General features: G+C 62.2%; 17 protein-coding genes and 1 riboswitch. Of the genes, 7 read left to right on the top strand and 10 right to left on the bottom strand.

All coding sequences use genetic code 11. The annotated features are described in order from the left end of the window. Positions 1–31: 31 nt before the first annotated feature. Positions 32–256 carry a DUF3820 family protein gene (locus KI811_RS08820; protein ID WP_214186107.1) on the bottom strand — a complete coding sequence of 75 codons (225 nt, stop codon included), beginning with the start codon at positions 254–256 and terminating at the stop codon, positions 32–34. Between the two features lie 118 nt (positions 257–374). Further along, positions 375–1,190: a GIY-YIG nuclease family protein gene (locus KI811_RS08815; protein ID WP_214186106.1), complete on the bottom strand. Its 816-nt coding sequence runs from the start codon at positions 1,188–1,190 to the stop codon at positions 375–377. Between the two features lie 206 nt (positions 1,191–1,396). On the opposite strand from KI811_RS08815, the gene KI811_RS08810 reads away from it, so the two are divergent. Next, positions 1,397–2,362, top strand: a complete 966-nt coding sequence (locus KI811_RS08810; protein ID WP_214186105.1) for a GSU2403 family nucleotidyltransferase fold protein — start codon at positions 1,397–1,399, stop codon at positions 2,360–2,362. 87 nt (positions 2,363–2,449) lie between these two features. Here the strand turns inward: KI811_RS08810 and KI811_RS08805 are convergent, their stop codons facing one another. The 3 genes from KI811_RS08805 to KI811_RS08795 all read right to left on the bottom strand — a co-directional run bounded on the left by KI811_RS08805 (position 2,450) and on the right by KI811_RS08795 (position 6,631). Further along, a complete protein-coding gene (locus KI811_RS08805) occupies positions 2,450–4,057 on the bottom strand; it encodes a thiolase family protein (protein ID WP_214186104.1) in 1,608 nt (535 codons plus the stop codon). A 132-nt stretch (positions 4,058–4,189) separates the two neighbouring features. Next, a complete protein-coding gene (locus KI811_RS08800; RefSeq protein WP_214186103.1) occupies positions 4,190–5,209 on the bottom strand; it encodes a hypothetical protein in 1,020 nt (339 codons plus the stop codon). A 180-nt stretch (positions 5,210–5,389) separates the two neighbouring features. Further along, complete coding sequence (locus tag KI811_RS08795; RefSeq protein ID WP_214186102.1) at positions 5,390–6,631, bottom strand: multiheme c-type cytochrome; 1,242 nt, start codon at positions 6,629–6,631, stop codon at positions 5,390–5,392. A 160-nt stretch (positions 6,632–6,791) separates the two neighbouring features. Between KI811_RS08795 and ccsA the strand changes: the two genes are divergently transcribed. The 3 genes from ccsA (at position 6,792) to KI811_RS08780 (ending at position 9,606) form a co-directional block, all read left to right on the top strand. Further along, complete coding sequence (gene ccsA / locus KI811_RS08790; RefSeq protein WP_214186101.1) at positions 6,792–7,511, top strand: cytochrome c biogenesis protein CcsA; 720 nt, start codon at positions 6,792–6,794, stop codon at positions 7,509–7,511. Positions 7,512–7,658: 147 nt separating this feature from the next. Beyond that, a complete protein-coding gene (locus tag KI811_RS08785) occupies positions 7,659–8,369 on the top strand; it encodes a cytochrome c biogenesis ResB family protein (RefSeq protein WP_214186100.1) in 711 nt (236 codons plus the stop codon). A gap of 106 nt (positions 8,370–8,475) precedes the next feature. Next, a complete protein-coding gene (locus tag KI811_RS08780) occupies positions 8,476–9,606 on the top strand; it encodes a hypothetical protein (protein WP_214186099.1) in 1,131 nt (376 codons plus the stop codon). A gap of 9 nt (positions 9,607–9,615) precedes the next feature. Here KI811_RS08780 and KI811_RS08775 read toward each other — a convergent pair whose 3' ends face one another. From KI811_RS08775 to KI811_RS08765, 3 genes are all read right to left on the bottom strand, one after another. Further along, positions 9,616–11,025 (bottom strand): DUF4139 domain-containing protein, encoded by a 1,410-nt coding sequence (locus KI811_RS08775; RefSeq protein ID WP_214186098.1) that lies wholly within the window; start codon positions 11,023–11,025, stop codon positions 9,616–9,618. Between the two features lie 103 nt (positions 11,026–11,128). Beyond that, on the bottom strand, positions 11,129–11,728 hold the full coding sequence (locus KI811_RS08770; protein WP_246551585.1) for a peptidylprolyl isomerase: 600 nt from the start codon (positions 11,726–11,728) through the stop codon (positions 11,129–11,131). 88 nt (positions 11,729–11,816) lie between these two features. Continuing rightward, positions 11,817–12,413 carry a 50S ribosomal protein L11 methyltransferase gene (locus KI811_RS08765; protein WP_214186097.1) on the bottom strand — a complete coding sequence of 199 codons (597 nt, stop codon included), beginning with the start codon at positions 12,411–12,413 and terminating at the stop codon, positions 11,817–11,819. A gap of 156 nt (positions 12,414–12,569) precedes the next feature. On the opposite strand from KI811_RS08765, the gene KI811_RS08760 reads away from it, so the two are divergent. From KI811_RS08760 to ppk1, 3 genes are all read left to right on the top strand, one after another. After that, positions 12,570–13,979 carry a phosphoglucomutase/phosphomannomutase family protein gene (locus KI811_RS08760; RefSeq protein ID WP_214186096.1) on the top strand — a complete coding sequence of 470 codons (1,410 nt, stop codon included), beginning with the start codon at positions 12,570–12,572 and terminating at the stop codon, positions 13,977–13,979. Positions 13,980–14,079: 100 nt separating this feature from the next. Further along, positions 14,080–15,033, top strand: a complete 954-nt coding sequence (gene corA, locus KI811_RS08755; protein ID WP_214186095.1) for a magnesium/cobalt transporter CorA — start codon at positions 14,080–14,082, stop codon at positions 15,031–15,033. Between the two features lies 1 nt (position 15,034). Continuing rightward, the gene (gene ppk1 / locus KI811_RS08750; RefSeq protein WP_214186094.1) at positions 15,035–17,221 is read left to right on the top strand and encodes a polyphosphate kinase 1; all 2,187 of its coding nucleotides are present in this window, start codon (positions 15,035–15,037) and stop codon (positions 17,219–17,221) included. Between the two features lie 101 nt (positions 17,222–17,322). Here the strand turns inward: ppk1 and KI811_RS08745 are convergent, their stop codons facing one another. Both KI811_RS08745 and KI811_RS08740 read right to left on the bottom strand, forming a co-directional pair. Beyond that, entirely contained in the window at positions 17,323–17,943 is a 621-nt protein-coding gene (locus KI811_RS08745; RefSeq protein ID WP_214186093.1) for a YXWGXW repeat-containing protein, read from the bottom strand. A 75-nt stretch (positions 17,944–18,018) separates the two neighbouring features. Continuing rightward, positions 18,019–18,095, bottom strand: a riboswitch (cyclic di-GMP riboswitch). Between the two features lie 175 nt (positions 18,096–18,270). Further along, positions 18,271–18,921: a LexA family protein gene (locus KI811_RS08740; RefSeq protein WP_214186092.1), complete on the bottom strand. Its 651-nt coding sequence runs from the start codon at positions 18,919–18,921 to the stop codon at positions 18,271–18,273. Between the last annotated feature and the right edge of the window lie 56 nt (positions 18,922–18,977).

Genomic DNA, 18,977 nt, shown 5'->3' with positions numbered 1-18,977 from the left:
ATAGGGGCGCTCCTGTAGTCGGTCGGCAACTTTACCGCAACCGGTCGAACAGATATTCGAGCCCGTTTACCTTGATTTCATAGACGGCGCGCAGCATGGTGCCCAGCTTCCCTTCGGGAAAGCCCTGGCCGGCGAACCAGACGACATAGGGTTCCGGCAGATCGATGAGGCGGCGCCCCTGATATTTGCCAAAGGGCATCCGCATGGTGGCCAGTTCCAGCAACTGTTCGTGGTCGTGGGAAGGATATGGTTCCATTGTTTCCTGTATGGTGGATCAGAGGTGCCGGCCGATGACTGACGTAAAGCATGGTGGCGCTTTGATCCGCAATTCTAACGGCAGCGGTTTCACCGCTGTTGCGCTTGGTTGAAACCCCTCAATTGGCATTTAACCCATGTGTTCGGGTCATGAGGACATTTTTCCAATGCGACTCTCTGCGTAGCACATCTTCTCGACTAGCGTTAATATCTGCGATTTCAAGAATAGAAAAACAAAAATGATTGGCTCGTTCCAGTCCATGTTCGCTCAAAATTTTACGAAGTTCTGAATTCCTTCCGTGACCATCGACCGCGTAGCACGACCACCGCTGCCAAATCCCACCCTCCCCAGACGCACTTCCTACGTAGAGTTTTCCTGACGCAGTATCAGATATAAGGTAAACCCCTGCCACATTAGATAACGCTGTGCGCCAAGACTCAAGTGACTGTCGGACAATCAATTCCAACTCTCCCATTGTAAGACTGACTGCTCTGAAGCCAGGAAATTCACCGATTGTCAATGGTTCAGCAAATATCTCACTCAAGGTGATCTGCTCAATCCAGTTTTCTCCATTTAGGTATGACTGACGGCCCGGGCGAGAAAATGAAGCAACGATACGTCCATTCATTTTAGAACAGTTTTTATCCTCATTAAGATTGTAGTAGTGGAGCAGACTTTGTTGTACCCATTTAGCACCACTCGATATATGGACCCCTGCAAAAAGCCATTTGTCGGCTCCCGGCAGGCTAATTAAGGAGACGACAAATTTACGTTCAAAGTTCCTACGTGTTTGCCATCGTTGCCATTCATCGAAATCACCCGCTAAATAAACGTCAAGTGGGTTTTCCTCACCGTTCCAAGTGGCGAGATGAACCTTAGACTCACTTGGTGTAATTTTCGGATTCAATAATGATAGAAGATCAAAAATGCGCATAGATTTCCTTCGTTTCGTTTCAACTCCCCATTCTATTTTTGCTCCAGCTAATCGCTTCACGATATGAAGCGATTACAGCCTCTTTTCGCTTCACGGAAAGAGGAAAGTTTTCTTCTCAATCCACATCACGATGGGGCGACGCTCCTGATATTGGATCCATCAATTACTTGCTTGTATTTAAGCGTTTTCCGTATAAAAATACAAATATGAAAAAGATACGGAAAAAATACCATTGGATCGATATAGGAGAAGATGCCAGGCGCCAATATGTCGATGCGCTGGCAACGTTCACGGCCTGGGAGGATGCCCGAAAAGCCGCTTCCGAAGTACGTGGAGGCATGTATTGGAAACGGCAGGGAGAAGCGGAATACTTGATTCGGACTTCCCCCGGCAACGCCCAGAAAAGCCTTGGCCCCCGCTCCGGGAAGACGGAACAAATCTACCAGAATTTTACCGCCCGGAAAACCGAGGCAGAGCAAAGGCTCTCAGACCTTACCAGCGCGCTCGAGCGACAACAGCGGATGAACCGGGCGCTTTTTGTCGGCCGGGCGCCTCGCATCCTCATCGACATTCTCAACAAACTCGCCAAAGAGGGGCTGTTGGAGTATTTCACGGTCATTGGCACTCACTCCCTCTATGCGTATGAAGCCGCAGCAGGCGTTGGCTTTGGAGACGCGGCGGCATTGGCGACCCAGGACATCGATCTTCTGCTGGATACCCGGAAGCGCCTGAGCTTTATTGCACAGATGAACTCTGTGGGTTCATCGATGCTGAAGCTGCTCCAGAAGGTGGATTCCACCTTCAAAATCCGTGACGACCAGAAATACACTGCCGTCAACAGCAAGGGCTTTGAAGTCGATATCATCCGAAGGGAACCGAAGGATGGCGATCCCCACCCGCTGCGGCTGACTGAGGAGGATGATGAGTTATATGCAGTGCCGGCGCGCAATGCTGGTCTGCTGCTTGATGGGCCTCGCTTTTCGGCGATGATCGTGTCCACGACCGGCCACATGGCACGGATGAATACCATTTCTCCCGTGGCCTTTGTCAGATTCAAACGATGGATGGCAGAGCAGCCTGACCGGGACACGATGAAGCGCCAAAGAGATGTCCTTCAGGCCAATATGGTCGAAGAACTGATCGCCGAATACCTCCCCCACCTCCAGCAATAATCAGGATTGTGAATCCGTGACGGCAACCGCACCACTTCGTTCAAGCGGGTAAATCCTCGCTTTGCCCCTGCATTAATCTCCTTCTCGCTACCATCCCGTCAGCCTCTTCCACCCGCTCCCGGCTAGGTCCACGAGCCCGTCGATGGTCCGCTGGTAGAACTTCTTCACCGGCATCCGGTTGAGGAGGATCTGGCCGTCGCTTCGCTCAAGGCTGATCCGGTCGCCGGGGAGGAGCTTGATGAGCTGCTGGTAGTTCTCCCCGGCGATGCCAAAGAGGAAACGGTAGCTCTTTCCGCTTGCCGCCCGGCAGGAGACGATGGTGATGATCCCCTCGGGGTCGCCGGTCTTGTAATCAAAGCGGGTGGTGGCGGTGACGAAGGTCCCTTCCACGACGCCGGTTTCGGCCAGGAGGGCGTCGACGGTGACCTCCTTCGGCTTGAGCTTGCCGAGGGAGGGGAGCCCCCACGGCTTGTAGGGTTCGTGGGGACGGCGCTCGTAGTGGTCGCTCCGCTCCAGGAGGATGACGATGTTGTTGTTGATGGGGCCGCCGATGGAGTGGGATACGCCCGCCTTGAAGCGCCCCTCGCAGATCATCTTGTGGTTCTCCACCACTTGGATCATTCCGGTGGCCCCCAGGGGATGGCCCCGCCCCTTGAGGCCTCCGGTGAGGTTCGTGGGGAACATGCCGTTTTCGCCGGTGCAGGCGTCGTCCAGGAGTGAATCGAGGATGCGCCCCCGGGGGACGAAGCCGAGATCAACCATGTTGATGGGGCCGAAGCCGTTGAAGGGGTCGTGCATGTTCACGTGAATCTTCCCGGCAAAGGTGCGGATATCCTTGATGCCGGCCATGCCGTAGGCTTCGGCCGCGGCGGCCACGGTGGCGGGGAAGGAGTGGAAGTAGTTGCGGTCGGCGATGGTGGGGATGTCGGTGGCGCTTCCGACACCGCTCACCATCACTTCCTGGGGATCGGCGGTGAGGATCACTGCGGCCACGCCGTCGGACATGGGGCAGAAGTCGTGGTAGCGCAGGGGCCACCAGTAGCGGTAGTTCTTGCCGTTGACGATCTGGCGGTAGTACTCCTCCAGGGGGATCTCTTTGTTCAGGTGCGCGTCGGGGTTCTGGGCGGCGTAGCGGTGAGCCCGCTGAGTGAGCAACGCCGAGAAGGCGGTCCATTCGTCGATGGAGAGGCCGTGCCGCTCCAAGAGGGCCCGCGCCACCAGGGCCCCGCAGGCGGGCATGCTGAGGCCGAACTCTGCCTCGTCCTTGTCGATGACGCCTGCGACGATGCGGGTAGCCTCGGCGGTGGGGGCGTCGCTCATCTTCTGGATGCCGATGGCGAGCACGTGGTCGCAGCGGCCCGAGGCGATCTGAAGGTAGGCGTTCTCGAAGGCCGAGGCGCCAGAGGAGGAGGCGGTATCGATGAGGACCGACTTGGCCCCGGAAACCCCTACGACCCCGGCGATCTTGGCGGCGGTGTTGTCGACGCCGGAAAAGGCCACGGGGCTCTGGGAGCCGACCACCACCGCCTCAATGGCGCGGGGCTTCACGGGCGAGCCGTCGAAAACCGCCTTCGCCTTTTCGGCCAGATCAAGGAAGGAGAGCTGTTCCCGATGCCTGCCGTCGTAGCGCCCCACCGGCGCCATGTACGAGGCGGCGACATAGACTCTTCTGGGGGTGAATGCGGGGTGTCTCATGGGGGCTCCGTTTCGCGGGAGAGATTGTGACCCTGTCCATAAAGTGTAAACGACGATTGCCGTTGAGCAACCGGCAGCAAAAAAGCCCGAGCGGTAAGGCTCGGGCTTTTTGCTGCCGGTTGCTGATTGTCGTTACTGTGCCGGTTTCGTGTCGATGGGGATTTCGCGTACCGGCGTCGGCTCCGGCAGAACCACAGTCTCCGGTTGCGGAGCGGGAGCCGGCTGTGCCGCCGGGGCCGGTGCCGCCGTGGATGCCGGTGCAGGCTGGTAGACCGGTTGCGGCGCAGGCTGGGGTTGATAGGATGCCGGCTGCGGTGCGGGCTGGGAGCCCCCCTTCTTCTCGTCTCCAAAGAGCTTGATGGGGGGCTTCAGGAGTTCCACCATCTCGTCGAAAAGGTGATAGTAGGGGGCAGTGGCTTTCCGCTCCCGGAACAGGAGGTCCTTCTCCTTCTTCCCCAGATACCGGGTAAGGCCGGGTATGGTCTTGAACTTTACGTTGACCCGGTCATCCATGTTGGCGGCCCCTTCGTCGAAGTCGGGGTACTGGAGCTCGGCGAGGACCGGCGTGGAGGGGCTGCCGGCACGGAAGTTGGGGTCCTCCCAGAGGGTTGCGCCGTTGGCGTCGAGGACCTGGGCGGACACGGAGAGGACGTTGTAGTCGGAATCGAGGTATTTGACCAGGTTGCTGGAGAAGATCCGGTCCCGCATGGTGAGGCCGCTCACCGTCACCAGGAGCACCGCGTCGACGTTGTTCTGGGTGACCAGGGTCCTGATTTCCTCCGGCTTGAAGAATTGCTTGTTGTAGACCACGCCGGCATCGTCGCGCCGTTCGGCCCGCAAGAGCAGCGTGCGGTAGAGTTCGTCGGGGGCGGCGGCATCCAGGAAACGGACCGAGAAATAGGCACCGGATTCCTTGATCATTTCCGCCAGCTCCTTCTCGTTCTTCCGGTTGTATTCCCGCACCAGGGTAACGAGGGTGTCCTTCTCCGGATGCCGGATGTCGGAGTCGGCGTCCATGAAGATGGGGGCCACGCCGAGGACCTTCACCTTCTGTTCGTAGTCTGCCCGCGGGATGTTGAAGGGGTCGTGGGCGCAACCGAAGGCGGCGAGGGCGAGGGCCGCGAGGATAATCCACTGTACGATCCGTTTCATCGTTTCCTCCTGAATCGATTTAAGACTGGTGATGCAATCCCTTTTAAATGTCCCGGTTATACCAGAACGGTACCTGCTTGACCACCCCTTTCGCTCTCAGCGGACCGGCGTCCATATCACGGTGCAAAAAAAGAGACGGGGCTTTTCGCCCCGCCTCCCGTTCATCATCATGGCCGCTGATCAGTGCTTCTTCGCTTCTGCCCGCAGGCGTTCCGCATCCTCCTTGATCCTGGCGGCGGCCTCCTTCACCTTGGCCCAGCCATACCAGTGCATGTAGTCGGGGTTGGCGTGGAAGGCTCCCTGGAAGGCCCGCTGCCGGTACTCCAGGAAGATCAGGTAGAGCTCCTGCTCGGCCGCGCTCTTCGCCTCGTAGAACTGGAGGAGGTCGGGAGCGTACTTCCAGCCGGCCGGCTTCTTGAGGATGCCGTCGTCGTAGAGGCCCTTCACGGTCCGGATGGAGTCGGCGAAGATCTTGTCCACTTCGCGGATGATGTCGTCGCCCGCCTTGAGGTTGGCTTCGGCGTAGCTCTTGGAGTGGCACTTGGAGCAGACGTCGATCATCTTCTTCCGCTCCTTGTTGAAGTCCTCCTTGGTGAGTCGGGCGATCTTGGCCGCCTTCACCGCGTCGAAGCGCTCGGTGGGCTGCCCCTTCTCGTCGAGAACGCCGATGGCCTTGAGGATGGTCACGCGGTTGTCCCACCACTCCTTGTCATCCTCGGGAACGCGCAGCGCCAGGAAGCCCCAGGCGGTCATGACCCCGTGGTTCCCGTCGGGCATGTGGCAGGTCTGGCAGGTGGGGGCCCGGCCGGTGGTCGGCTCGATCTCCCAGATGGTGCCGTGCTTGGAGGTCTGCCACATCTCCCACTGCGGGTGGTCGAAGCCCATGTGGCAGGTGCGGCAGGCCCGCGGGTCCTGGGCCTCCTTCACCGAGAAGGTGTGGCGGGTGTGGCAGGAGTCGCAGGCGCCGGTGCCGTACCGGGTCAGGTCGGCCATGGGCTTTTCGCCGACCTTGTGGCAGGCCGAGCACCCCTTGAGGTCACCGCCACCCACGGCCGAAGGCTGGTGGTTGATCATCGGCATCGCCTTCATAGAGACCCAGGCCAGGGCGTGCTTCCCTTCGCGATATTCCTTGACCCGCTTCTCGTGGCACTGGGCGCAGGTCTCGGGGGTGGGAAGCTTCACCTTTGCCACGTCCTTCTCCGACTGGTGGTCAGAGCCGTGGCAGGTGGAGCAGTCCAGTGTCTTCCCCATCTTGCCGGAGAGGAACTGGGTCACCACCCCCGGCGTTACCTTCTCGTGACAGCTGATGCACTTCGACTTCTGGGCCGCTTCCGTTGGCGCCGCCCGCAGCCCCAGGGATGCAGCGATCCCGAGAACGGTCACGACGGCGGCGATGCTGTACCGCGCGATGAGTCCCTTCATCATTTTCCTCCTTTGCCTGCCAAATGGTTAGTGCTGCTGGCGGCATTCTATTAGCAAATGTTATCACTTCCTTGACGCAGGTCAAAAAGCGCGGAACGGTTCGGTTCTGCGGCGTGCTCCGGCTTCCCTTCTCCTGGCGAATGTGCTATAGCCGAACCCTATGAAATGGCTCCTCATTCTTTCGGCAGGACTTTACCTCTTCGGCGCCTTCAGCCGCCCCTTCTTCGCGGCCGGACTCGCGGCCGGAGCGGCCTACCTGGCCGTCCGGGGGATCGAGCTGGGCCGGCTCCCCCTGGTGGGGCCCCACGACACCCTCGTGTTTTTCTCCGTTTCCATCGGCCTTATGGCGCTGCCGTTCCTCTTTTCCCCGGTACTGCGGCAGTTGTCTCTCTTTTCCTGGGGTATGGGGTGCGCCGCGGCCTTCTTCGGGCTCATGGCCCTGCTCTTTCCCGCCTTCGCCATGCCGCTTCCTCCCGTTCTCCGCACCCTCTGGTTCGAGCTCCATGTGGCGCTGGCCTTTTTCTCTTACGCCCTCTTCGCCATTGGGGCGGTCCTCGGGGGCATCTTCCTGGCCGGGGGAGAGCGGCGGATTCTTGATCTCCAGTACCGGGCCGCGCTGGTGGGGTACACCTTTTTCTCCGCCTCCATGGTGTCGGGGGGGATCTGGGGATACTTCGCCTGGGGTACCTACTGGCTCTGGACCCCGAAGGAGTTCTGGACCTCCATCCTCTGGATGTTCTATACGTTCTGGCTCCACCTGCGGCTCCGGGGAACGGGGGGCGACAAGGCCCTGGCCTGGAGCGGCATTGTCGGGTTCGCGGTCGCTCTCTTCACCTACCTGGGAGTGAGTATTTTGATGAAGAGCTCCCACAGCTTCTAAAAGGCCTGAATCCGTGACGGCTACCGCACCACTTCGCTCCGTCGGCGCGCTAGCCGTCACGGATTCAGGAAAGGGTATGCCGCGTATCGTATTTAGTGGCCCCGTTATTGCATTGGTGATCCCTGCGGTCACGTCGGGTTTTTCGCGATGATCAAGAGAATCTACGATTTTTTGGCCTCCCTCTCCCTCGGCCTCTGGCTCATGGGGGGAGTCATGGTCCTTCTGGCGGCGGGTTCGTTTGGCGGGGAGGATACAGCGTCCCTGAACGAGATGCCCCTCTTCGCCTGGCTCGGCGCGGCCCCCTTCTCCGCCTCCTGGTGGCTCTGGGGAACCCTTGTCCTCCTGACCCTCATGGCGGTGAACACGCTTCTCTGCAGCGTGGAGGCGATCCGGAAGCGCTACGGCAAGAGCGGGCTCCTGGCTCTCCTGGCACCCCAGCTCATGCACGCGGGGTTCCTCCTCATCGTTCTGGCCCACCTCCTGAGCGCCAAGGGGGGGGAGAAACAGGCGATGCAGCTCTTCGAGGGGTCCAACCTCCGCTTTGCCGGCGGGAGTTTCGTAATGGTGGACGCCATCGAGGTGGAAACCGACCCCCGGGGGATGCCGGTCGATTACCGGGCCCGGATGCGGGTCGTGGAGCAGGGACGATCAACGCCGGTGACGGTGCGCCCCAACGAGCCCCTCTTCCACGAAGGAATCGGCATCTACCTGAAGCAGGCAGCGCCGTTCCCGTTTCCAACCGCCTATGTGGAGATCCACCGGGAACCGGGCGCGGGGTGGGCCCTGGCAGGCGCGCTTCTCTTCACCGCGGGGAACGTCATGCTCCTGGCGGTGCGGCGGGAGCGGCGAACGGCGTAAATAGCCGTTGCGGCGAAGGATTGTTGTGGTAAGATGGATAGCCTGGCGGCAAAAACCGGCTCTGCCGGATGCATGGCCCGTTTCGGAACACATTGGGAGGATATGGATGGGACAGGGAATCAGGACGGCAGTTGTCACGGTCACGGCAATAGCGGCATGGGGAGCGGGGAGCGGGGTCTTCGCCGCCGGAATCGATGACGGCTCGGTGACCGCGCCGAAGCTCGCCGACGGAGCCGTCACCTACCGGGCCATCGTCCCCGGTGCCGTTACCAACAGCAAGATCGTGGACGGCGCCGTCACCGACGAGAAGCTCGGCTTCGGGGCGGTGACCACGCCGAAAATCGCCGACGGCGCCGTCACCGACGCCAAGATCGCCGGACCCATCGCCGGCCACAAGGTCGGCCGCCACGGCCACGACGCCGCCGACATCGTGCAGGGGACCATCGACGCGGCCCGTCTCCCCGTGGGGACCGGCCCCAACACCGTTGCCGCCGGCGACCATACCCACGAAGGGCTTCTCAGAAGGCCCGCCGAACTCATTACCGTGGCCCTGAGCGGCGGCGACTTCGCGAATCCCATCGACGCCCTCAATTCAATCACCGACGCCTCCGCCGACAAACCCTACCTGGTGAAGATCATGCCCGGCACCTACGAGCTGGGGATCGCCACCCTGGTCATGAAGCCCTACGTGGACATCGAAGGCTCCGGCGAGCTGACTACCCGGCTGCGGGGGAGCGCCGCCGATGCCGGCGTAGTGGCTGGGGCGTCCATGGCCGAACTGCGGAACCTCTCTGTTCAGGCCAGCGGCACCGAGGGGACCATCGTCGGCATCTTCAACGGGAGCGCCGCGCCGCGCATCGCCCACGTGACCGTCACTGCCGAGGGTGGCAAGGGGGCCTACGGTATCTATAACCTCATGGCTGCGCCGCTCATCTCCGACGTGACCGTCATGGCCGGGGGAAGCGACACGGCCTTCGGCGTCTTCAACCTCCACTCCTCCCCCGTCGTCAGAAACTCGGCCATCAAGGCGGGGAACGGCATCTACAGCTACTATTCCGGCACGGTGACCGTGGAGGGGACCTCGGTGAATGCCTCCCTCACCACCCTTTTCACCGACGTCGGCGCCACGACCCTCGTGGCGAATTCACGCCTCACGGGGGGGCGGCCGGCGTCCAACGGGATCATGAAGTGCGTCGGGGTCTACGACGGGAACTACGAGCCGGTCTCCTGCCGCTGACAGGTTTTTTCAGTACCGCATCCTCACCCGGTAGACGAGGGTTGTTTCACCATCCTTGGGCACCGACACCTTGAACACGGCGCTGAAGGCGTCCCCCTTCTCGTGGGGGTGAGATGACGAGAGCATCTGCCAGTCGCCGGGGACCGGTTCCACCACCTTCACGGTAATATCCTCCTTCTTGTGGTTGCGGAGCTTTATCTCGAAGGCCGCCTCGTAGGTGTCGCTGGCCACTTTCTTCCACTCGGTCTGCTTCCGCTCCCCCACCACGTCGAAGGCGTCACCCAGCTTCACCCGCACCGTTTCCTTCTCCGGGGTGTGGTCGATGGTGTCCTCCCCCACGAACTGGAGGCTCCCGCCAGCATCCCGCTTGTAGACCCGCACGACCCCCTTGGGAAGTGGCATCCCCAGGTTGTGCTCCTTCCGGTTCTCCATCTCCACGAAGACCCCCACCTTCTGTTTCACGGCCTCGCTGGCGGGGCTGTAGTAGTAGAAGCTCTCCCCCTTCAGGAGGAATTCCTTCTTCACCGGCACGGCATCGGCGGTCACCAGGTTGATCTGCTTGGTCTGGTTCTCCTTGATGGTGGAGGGGCGCTGGAGGGTATAAAGGTGGTACTCGAAGAAGGCCTCCTCCTGGAACTGGGGGGCGGGGGCCATGGCTTCGGCCCGCACGGATTTGGCAAAGCGGGTGGGCTGCTCCTGCACCCGGTTCACGTCGCCGGCCACGAGCTTGAGGGTGGCGTTGCGGTAGGCGGCGCCGCTCCGGTTGTCGATGGTGACCCATCCGGCAAGGCTGGCCCGGTCGTCCTTCTCGCTCAGGGTCACCACGTAGTCGGCCCGCCAGGAGATGCCGCCGGTGAGGTAGGAGGCCTCGATGGTCCGCTTCTCGACTGCAGCTCCCTCCAGGAGCCAGACCAGGGTCGGCCGGGCGATGAGGTCGTCGGGGACGCCGGGAAAGATGAGGCGTCCCGGATGGCCGAAGGTGATTTCGTCGCCGATGCGGTAGACCGGCCCGCCGTTATTGGAGAGGAGCGTGGCGGTCACCACCTCTTCCCGCTCGGTGTAGGGGTTCTTCTGGTGGAGCTTCACCTCTTTCCCCACGTACTTATCCATGAGCTTCTGGGGTGAGAGGAGGTCGTACTCGTAGTTCTGCTCCAGGACCCGGAGTTCCCCGCTGGAGAGGGACGCGATGGAGACGCTGGTGGGGATGATCTGGGCCGCCACGTCCATGAAGCGGAGCTCGCCGTTTCCCGGGGCAAGGCGGATCTCCCGGCGGTCCTTCACGAGCCCCAGGTTCTGGTTGTAGATGGTGAGGGCGATTCCCGTCTGGTCCGCCACGGTGGAAACGGTGGGGGCGGCGGTTGCGGGGAGGGGGAGGAGAAGGGAGAGGAGGGCGAGCAGGGGAAGGAAGCGATGTCTCATGGCATACCTCGCGTCGTGGTTTGTTGCGGACACAGGAGGGTATACCACAAAAAAGGGCGCCCGTCAGGACGCCCCTTGTGAAACGTGTGTGCTTGCGTGCCGGCTATTTGACGGCTTTCACCGACGTGATGACCACCGGCGTCATTGGGAGATTGGCGAAGACCATGTTGAGGCGCTGGGTGGGGGTGGCGACGATCTTGTCCACCACGTCCATCCCCTCGATGACCCTGCCGAAGACGGCGTAGCCGAAGCCGTCCGGGTTCGGACGGTTGAGACCGTCGTTGTTCACCACATTGATGAAGAACTGGGCCGTGGCGCTGTCCGGGTTGGCGGTACGGGCCATGGCGATGGTGCCCCGGTCGTTTTTCAGGCCGTTGCGGGCCTCGTTCTTGATGGGGGCCTTCGTTTCCTTCTGCTTCCGGTCGGCGGTGAAGCCGCCCCCCTGGGCCATGAAGCCGGGGATGACCCGGTGGAAGATGGTGCCGTTGTAGAAGCCGCTGTTCACGTAGTCGAGAAAGTTCTTGACCGATACCGGCGCCTTGTCGGGGTAGAGCTCGATCTTTACCGCGCCGAGGGTCGTCTCCATGAGAACCACGGGGTTCTTGGCCTTCTCGGCCTTTGCGGCGGCATCGGCATTGCCGGCGATGAGAAGCACGCTGAAGAAACCGCAGATAATCAGGGCCAGGATGATCCGTTTGAACATGGGGTGTCTAACCTCCGAGAGAGATTGCAAACCGCATAATTATAATGAGAATAAGGCCTGCACGTCAATCATTTCATCTCTTTCCGTGTCAGGGCTTGCGGAGGACGATGGTTACGTACTCCTCCAGAATCCGCCAGTCGTGCTCAATGCAGCCGAGGTTGCGGAAGCGGCGCTGAATGTCGAACTTGTCCTGGAGGGGAATGCCGGAGAGGATGAGCCACCCGCCGGGGCGGACGAGGGACACCATCTCGTCGGCCAGGGCCAGGTGGATGTCGGCGTAGATGTTGGCCAGGAGGAGATCGTAGGGCTCCCGCCCTACCGATCCCAGTTCGCCGCAGACGGTGAAGATCCGCTCCTCCATGCCGTTGAGGCGCACGTTGGCGGCGCACGACTCGGCGGCTTTCGGGTCGATGTCCACCGCCACCACGCTGGCCGCCCCGAGGCGGATGGCCGCCACGGCCAGGATGCCGGTGCCGCTCCCGAGATCGAGGCAGCGCATGCCGGCGATGCCGGGAATCCGCTCCATCTCTTCCAGGCAGGAGGCGGTAGTCTCGTGCTCGCCGGAGCCGAAGGCCCCCTTTTTCCCCATGATGAGGGGAAGGCCCGCTTCCGGGTCCACGGGGTGATCCTCCGGCACGATGGTGAACCCCCCGATGGCGAAGGGGGTGAAGATGCGACCGTACATAAAAGATGCCTCCCTGCCGGCGTGATGAAAGGGGAACCATACCCCAATTTGCCGGCGAAAGGAATAAACAAAAGGTTGACTTGACGGGTGATAGTGCGGAAAATTGTCTAGTTTTACATACGATTTCCCATGGATTGGCATTCAGGAGGATAGACTGTGCAAATACAATTCGGAACCGACGGCTGGCGCGGGGTCATTGCCCGGGATTTCACCTTCGACAACCTCTCCCGGGTGGCCCAGGCCACCATGGAGTACCTCCTCCGCGAAGGGCTCGCCCCCCGTGGGCTCGTGGTGGGCTACGACCGCCGCTTCCTCTCCCGGGAATTCGCCGATCGGGTGGCGGAGATCGCCGCAGGCAACGGCATCCGGGTCTGGCTCACCGCAGGCTACGCCCCGACCCCGGCGGTCTCCTGGGCGGTCCACGAACTGGGGGCCGGCGGCGGCGTCATGATCACCGCGAGCCACAACCCCCCCGCCTACAACGGCTTCAAGGTGAAGGAAGCCTTTGGCGGCTCGGCCCGCCCTTCCACCACGAAGATCCTGGAGGAGATGGTGGCAGCCAACGACGCCGCTGGCCGGGAAATCAAATCCCGTCACCTGGCCGAAGCCCTGGCCGACGGGAGCGTCACGACATTCGATCCGAAGGAAGGGTATTTCCGGCAACTCTCCCGCTACGTGGATCTGGAGGCGATCCGCAACGCCAACCTCCCGGTGGTGGTGGACCCCATGTACGGCGCCGGCGCCGGCTTCGTCCCCGAGCTCCTTCCCGGAGTCCGGGAGATCCACGACGACGAGAATCCCTCCTTCGGGGGACAGCCTCCAGAGCCCACGGAAGAGCACCTGACGGAACTGGCGGCCCTGGTGGCGAGCGGCCCGTACCGGATCGGGCTCGCTCTGGACGGCGACGCCGACCGGATCGGCGCCGTGGACGAGACCGGCGAGTTCTTCTCCTCCCACCGGATCTTCACAGTGATCCTCCGGCACCTGGTGGAGCGCAAGGGGCTCACCGGCGGGGTGGTGAAGACCGTCTCCACCACCCGCATGGTGGATCTCCTGGCGGAAAAATTCGGCCTCCCCCTCTTCGAGACCCCCATCGGCTTCAAGCACATCTGCGAGCTGATGCTCGACCACGATATCCTCATGGGGGGGGAGGAGTCGGGGGGGCTCGGCGTGAAGGGGCACATCCCGGAGCGGGACGGCATCCTCATGGGGCTGCTGCTCCTGGAGGCCATGGCCATGAGCGGCAAGGGGGTCAGGCAGCTCCTGGACGAGACCATGGACGAGATCGGCCGCTTCTCCTACCGCCGCATCGACCTCCCCATCGCCGACGCTCCCAAGGAGGCACTCATCGCCCGGCTGAAGCAGGGTGGGATCGCCGCCATCGCGGGGCGTAGCGTGGCGCGGGAGAACTTCCGAGACGGCTTCAAGTTCATCTTCGGCGACGGCTCCTGGCTCCTGATCCGCCCGTCGGGGACCGAGCCGGTGCTCAGGCTCTACAGCGAGGCCGGCGATGCGCAGATGGTGGAGGAGCTGCTGGCTGCGGCCCGGGAGATAGCTGGAATCTGAAGGCGGCGGGAGAAAATGACTCCTTGACCGTTACTTCCCTTGCATCTACAATCGCTGCAGTGCGCTAACCGCGTGATAGTGAAACAGGAAATGGTGCAGTATGATTAAGGCATACCTCCGCGCGGAAGATTCATTCAGATCGGTGTCCGTCGAGCCCGATGAGCTTGTGGACCTGGATACCGGCTCCCTCATCTGGCTCGACCTCCTCTCCCCCTCCACGGACGAGCTCGCCACCGTGGAGCGAAGCCTCAAGATCGAGCTTCCCACCCGCCAGGAGTCGGAGGAGATCGAGTTCAGCTCCCGGTTCTGGGAGGACGAAAGCGGCATCGACATCAACACCTACTTCCTGGTGCGCCAGGATGAGAAGTTTCACAACGAAACCGTCTCCTTCATCCTCCGGGGGAACTTCGTGGTCACCATCCGCTTCAGCGACCACCGCATCTTCACCGAGTTCTCCCGCAAGCTGCGGCTGAGCCCCCGCTCGTTCCGGGACGGAGCGGATATCCTGTCGGGGATCCTCGCCATGCGGGTCGACATGGACGCCGACACCCTGGAGGCCCTTTCCCGGGGGATCGCCAGCCTTGGCCGCCGCGATCCCCACTCCTTCGAGAATCCGACCGAGTACCTCTCCCACATCACCGACTACGAGGATATCAACATCACCATCCGGGAGAACCTGACCGACAAGCACCGGGTCCTGTCATCGCTCCTGAAGAGCGCCTCCATCTCCGAGAACCTCAAGAAGGAGTTCAGCATGATGATGAAGGACGTGAACTCCCTCGTCATCTCAGCCAATTTCAACTTCGAGCGCCTCGACTACATCCAGAACCTGTTCCTCAACCACCTGAGCGTGGAGCAGAACAAGGTTATCAAGATCTTCACCGTCATGTCGGTGATCTTCCTGCCACCCACCATGATCGCCAGCATCTACGGCATGAACTACAAGCACATGCCCGAGTTGGAGTGGGTCTTCGGCTACCCCTTCGCCCTCACCCTGATCATCCTCTCGGCGGTGCTCCCCCTCTACGTCTTCAAGAAGAAGGGATGGTTGTAGCATGGCCCGCAAGTCCCTCCCCCCGAAGAAAACTGTCCCCGAACCGGTGACGGCGGGGTGGGACGCGGCCGGCGACCTGACATCCCCCGAGCTCTACCTGAACCGGGAGCTCACCTGGCTGGAGTTCAACCGGCGGGTTCTCCACGAGGCCGAGGACGAGCGGACACCGCTTCTGGAGCGGGTCAAGTTCGCCGCCATTGTCAGCAGCAACCTGGACGAGTTTTTCATGAAGCGGATCGGCGGCCTCAAGCAGCAGGTGGGGGCCGGCATCCAGAACCTGACCGTGGACGGCCGCACCCCCCGGCAGCAGATCGAGGAGTGCTACGCCGTGGTGCGGGAGCTGGGGGAGCGCAAGCGGCTCCTCTTCGGCGAGCTCCTGACGCTTTTGCGCCCGGCCGGCATCCAGATCCTCGGCTACAGCGAAATCTCCGCCCGGGAGCGGAAAGATCTCCGCGACTACTACATCCGCAACATCTTCCCCCTGGTCACTCCCCAGTCCATCGACCCCGCCCACCCCTTCCCCTTCATCTCCAACCTCTCCCTGAACCTCCTCGTGACGCTTCGCTACCCCCGGGAGCGGGAGACCTCCCTGGCCCGGGTCAAGGTGCCGGTGGGGGCCGGGATTCCCCGGTTCCTCCGGGTGGGGGACGCCCACCGGTTTGTTCCCCTTGAGGAGGTAATGCAGCACAACCTGGACCTCCTTTTCCCGGAGATGGAGGTGGTGGCCTGCGAGTTCTTCCGGGTCACCCGCAACGCCAACACCGAGCGGAACGAGGAGCAGGCCGATGACCTCCTCTCCATGATCGAGTCGGAGCTCCAGGACCGGCGCTTCGCTCCCATCGTTCGGCTGGAGGTGGCTGCCGGCATGGGGGCGGTCCACCGGGGGATGCTCGCCGCGGAGCTGGAGCTGAACGAGGCCGCCGACGTCTTCGAGGTGGAGGGGATGCTGGCCCTTCGGGACCTGTTCGAGATCGCCGGCCTCGGCTACCCGGAGCTGCACGACCCGCCCCACCACCCGGTCGACCACCCCCGCCTCATGACCGATCGGAACATCTTTCATGTGATCCGGGACGCCGGCGCCATCCTCCTCCAGCACCCCTACGACTCCTTTGCCACCTCGGTGGAGCGGTTTCTCTTCGAGGCGAGCGAAGATCCCAAGGTGCGGGCCATCAAGATGACCCTCTACCGGACCGCCTCCGACAGCCGGATCATCGACTGCCTGGTGAACGCGGCGGGGAACGGTAAGCAGGTGGCGGTGGCGGTGGAACTGAAGGCCCGCTTCGACGAGGCGGCCAACATCAGGCTTGCCGAGCGGATGGAGGAGGCGGGGATCCACGTCACCTACGGCGTCGTGGGGCTCAAGACCCACTGCAAGGTGATCCTCGTGGTGCGGCAGGACTACGACGGCCTGAGGCGCTACGTCCACGTCGGCACCGGCAACTACCATCCCGGCACCGCCCGGCTCTACTCCGACCTGGGGCTTTTCACCAGCGACGAGGCCATGGGGCAGGACGCCACCGAGCTCTTCAACTACCTCACCACCGGCTACACCCCCCGGCGCAACTACCAGAAGCTGCTGCCGGCGCCGAAGCACCTGAAGCGGGCGCTCCTGGCCAGGATCGAGCGGGAGGCGGACCTCCACTCGGAGAAGAGCCCGGGGCTTATCCAGTTCAAGATGAACGCCCTGGAGGATGCCGACGTCGTGGCGGCCCTCTATCGTGCGGCCCGGAAAGGGGTGCGGATCGATCTCCTCATCCGGGACAGCTGCCGCCTGCGGCCCGGCGTTCCGGGGCTCTCGGAGACGGTAAGGGTGGTGAGCGTGGTGGGACGGTTCCTGGAGCACTCACGGATCTACTACTTCCGCAACGGGGGCGACGAGGAGTACTACATCGGCTCCGCCGACGCCATGAAGCGGAACCTGGAGTACCGGGTCGAGGTCATGGCGCCGGTGGAGGCGCCGGAGTTGCGGAAAGAGCTCCGGACAATGCTCGACGTGCAGCTCGGCGACCGGCGGAGTGCCTGGGATATGCAACCCGACGGCGGTTACGTGCAGCGGATGCCGGGGGAGGGAGACGACCCCCGGGGAAGCCACGAGATCCTCGTCGCCCTGGCCGAAAAGCGCCGCAAGGCCGGTGCCCGCCTCAAAAAGAAAAAGGCCCGGGGGGTAGTCCGGCGTCCTGTCCGGTAACTCCCTCGGGCCTCTATTCATTAGTTTCCCTCTCGCCCCTTCCCCTCTCCCCTTGGGAGAGGGTGGCCAACGGCCGGGTGAGGGGAAATTAGCTCCTTTCCTCAGTCCCTGTCCCTGTCATCCCACCGGCCGCGGCCTTCCTTGCGCCACTCCTTCTCTCGCCACTTCGCTTCCTTCCACCGTGCCTTCTCTTCCCGACGGGCATCGCGCCACTCCCGCTCGGGGCGGAAGCTCCGCCACCGACCATGGTCGTCGTTGCACCAGCGGCGGTAGTCCGTGTCCCGCTGCTGGCGGATCGTCGCCACCGGGTAGCGCCTCAGTTCCCGCGGAAGGGAGCGGTACGCCACCGTGGCCCACGGCCCCCGGTAGGAGGCGCCGCCGTACCAGACGCCGTTGCGGCTCAGGTAGTAACGGTTCCCCGCATAGAAGAGGTCGTAGGGGGTGTCCATGGCAACGTAGAAGCCGAGGGAAGGGGAGAGGACGAATTGTGGGGGCTCGGCGATCACCACCGGTTGCGGAGCCGGCACGTAGACCGGTTGAGGAGCAGGCGCATAGACCGGCTCATAGCGAGGGGGAGGGGCCGGGGCGTACACTGGCTCGTAGCTCACCGCCACCGGTCGGTTCCCCAGGTTGATGCCGATGCTGAAGTCGACGTTTCCGGCGTGGGCGGTCCCCGTCAAGGCGGCGAGGCAGGCGATAGATGCGATAATTTTGCTGGTCATGGTGTTTCCTCCTTTCATGGTAAGGCCACGTTCGGTCATGAAAAAAGCCGGGGCCTGCATATCCTGTTGAGATATTTCGGCGACCCGGCTGTCTCGGGGAGACCCTGTAGGCTTTCCGTCCCACCCTCGCGGATGGTTTAGTATTATCGTGTATCGGCGGCTATGCGGTTGTTGGTCTTGCTCTGGAAAGAGCAGAGAGCGTGCCAACACGACAAGAGGGAGTAACGTGCCGTTACTTCTCAGAAATTTCCGGATAGCCGGATTGGCGGGGAAGAAGGGGTCCGCCTCAAATCTGGGCGCGACTGCCCGATTTGGGGTGGAAAGCGCCTATAGCTTCACCTTGCGCCACACCTCCGCCACGGTGCCGATGATCCGCGTCTCCGGGGCGGGGGTGAAGGGGGAGTAGGTGGCGTTGTCGGGGGAGTAGACGATATCGCCGTTCCTGAACCGATACCGTCGCAGGATCGCCTCGCCCCACCGGTTGGTCACCAGGACCACTTCGCCGTTCTGGGGCTCTTCCCCGGGCCTGAAGATCACCAGGTCGCCGTCCCGGATGGTGGGGGCCATGAAATCGCCGTAGGCGACAATGGCATAGCATCCCTCAGCTACCCCCGGCAGGGCCACGCGGTCGCGGATTTCGTCCTCCCCGACCCGGTGGGGAAACTCAGGCCCTATTCGCTCCAGGAGCGGGATTCCTTCGCTACCGGGAGGAGTTGGGGGCTGCCCGGCGCGGCGCGGCGTCCGGTACATTTCTCCCTCTCCCGAGGCGAGCCATGACGGGTTTATTTCATAGAGATTACAGAGGGCGATCAGGAGGGTGTCCGAAGGGGTCTTCTTCTCCCGCTCGATGCCGCTGAGAAATCCCTGCACGATCCCGAGGGAGTCGGCAAACTCCTTCTGGGTCAATCCCTTGTTTATCCGGATTTCCTTGATCCGTCTCCCCGTGGATGGGGTCGGGACGATGGGGGAAGCAGCCATAAAATATCTCTCCGATAAAAAAATATTTCTGGATGAAAAATAATCGTTGACAATAT

Source organism: Geobacter hydrogenophilus, from assembly GCF_018501225.1.
GTDB classification, from domain to species: Bacteria; Desulfobacterota; Desulfuromonadia; order Geobacterales; family Geobacteraceae; genus Geobacter; species Geobacter hydrogenophilus.
This window is presented reverse-complemented; position numbering and strand designations above follow the sequence as displayed.

What these genes read in the sequence shown, in the direction of transcription:
- KI811_RS08800 (WP_214186103.1), bottom strand. Translation starts at nt 5,209, where the DNA reads ATGAAACGGATCGTACAGTGGATTATCCTCGCGGCCCTCGCCCTCGCC.
- KI811_RS08810 (WP_214186105.1), top strand. Translation starts at nt 1,397, where the DNA reads ATGAAAAAGATACGGAAAAAATACCATTGGATCGATATAGGAGAAGAT.
- KI811_RS08820 (WP_214186107.1), bottom strand. Translation starts at nt 256, where the DNA reads ATGGAACCATATCCTTCCCACGACCACGAACAGTTGCTGGAACTGGCC.
- KI811_RS08765 (WP_214186097.1), bottom strand. Translation starts at nt 12,413, where the DNA reads ATGTACGGTCGCATCTTCACCCCCTTCGCCATCGGGGGGTTCACCATC.
- KI811_RS08815 (WP_214186106.1), bottom strand. Translation starts at nt 1,190, where the DNA reads ATGCGCATTTTTGATCTTCTATCATTATTGAATCCGAAAATTACACCA.
- KI811_RS08740 (WP_214186092.1), bottom strand. Translation starts at nt 18,921, where the DNA reads ATGGCTGCTTCCCCCATCGTCCCGACCCCATCCACGGGGAGACGGATC.
- KI811_RS08805 (WP_214186104.1), bottom strand. Translation starts at nt 4,057, where the DNA reads ATGAGACACCCCGCATTCACCCCCAGAAGAGTCTATGTCGCCGCCTCG.
- ppk1 (WP_214186094.1), top strand. Translation starts at nt 15,035, where the DNA reads ATGGCCCGCAAGTCCCTCCCCCCGAAGAAAACTGTCCCCGAACCGGTG.
- KI811_RS08770 (WP_246551585.1), bottom strand. Translation starts at nt 11,728, where the DNA reads ATGTTCAAACGGATCATCCTGGCCCTGATTATCTGCGGTTTCTTCAGC.
- KI811_RS08745 (WP_214186093.1), bottom strand. Translation starts at nt 17,943, where the DNA reads ATGACCAGCAAAATTATCGCATCTATCGCCTGCCTCGCCGCCTTGACG.
- KI811_RS08795 (WP_214186102.1), bottom strand. Translation starts at nt 6,631, where the DNA reads ATGAAGGGACTCATCGCGCGGTACAGCATCGCCGCCGTCGTGACCGTT.
- KI811_RS08775 (WP_214186098.1), bottom strand. Translation starts at nt 11,025, where the DNA reads ATGAGACATCGCTTCCTTCCCCTGCTCGCCCTCCTCTCCCTTCTCCTC.
- KI811_RS08780 (WP_214186099.1), top strand. Translation starts at nt 8,476, where the DNA reads ATGGGACAGGGAATCAGGACGGCAGTTGTCACGGTCACGGCAATAGCG.
- KI811_RS08785 (WP_214186100.1), top strand. Translation starts at nt 7,659, where the DNA reads ATGATCAAGAGAATCTACGATTTTTTGGCCTCCCTCTCCCTCGGCCTC.
- ccsA (WP_214186101.1), top strand. Translation starts at nt 6,792, where the DNA reads ATGAAATGGCTCCTCATTCTTTCGGCAGGACTTTACCTCTTCGGCGCC.
- corA (WP_214186095.1), top strand. Translation starts at nt 14,080, where the DNA reads ATGATTAAGGCATACCTCCGCGCGGAAGATTCATTCAGATCGGTGTCC.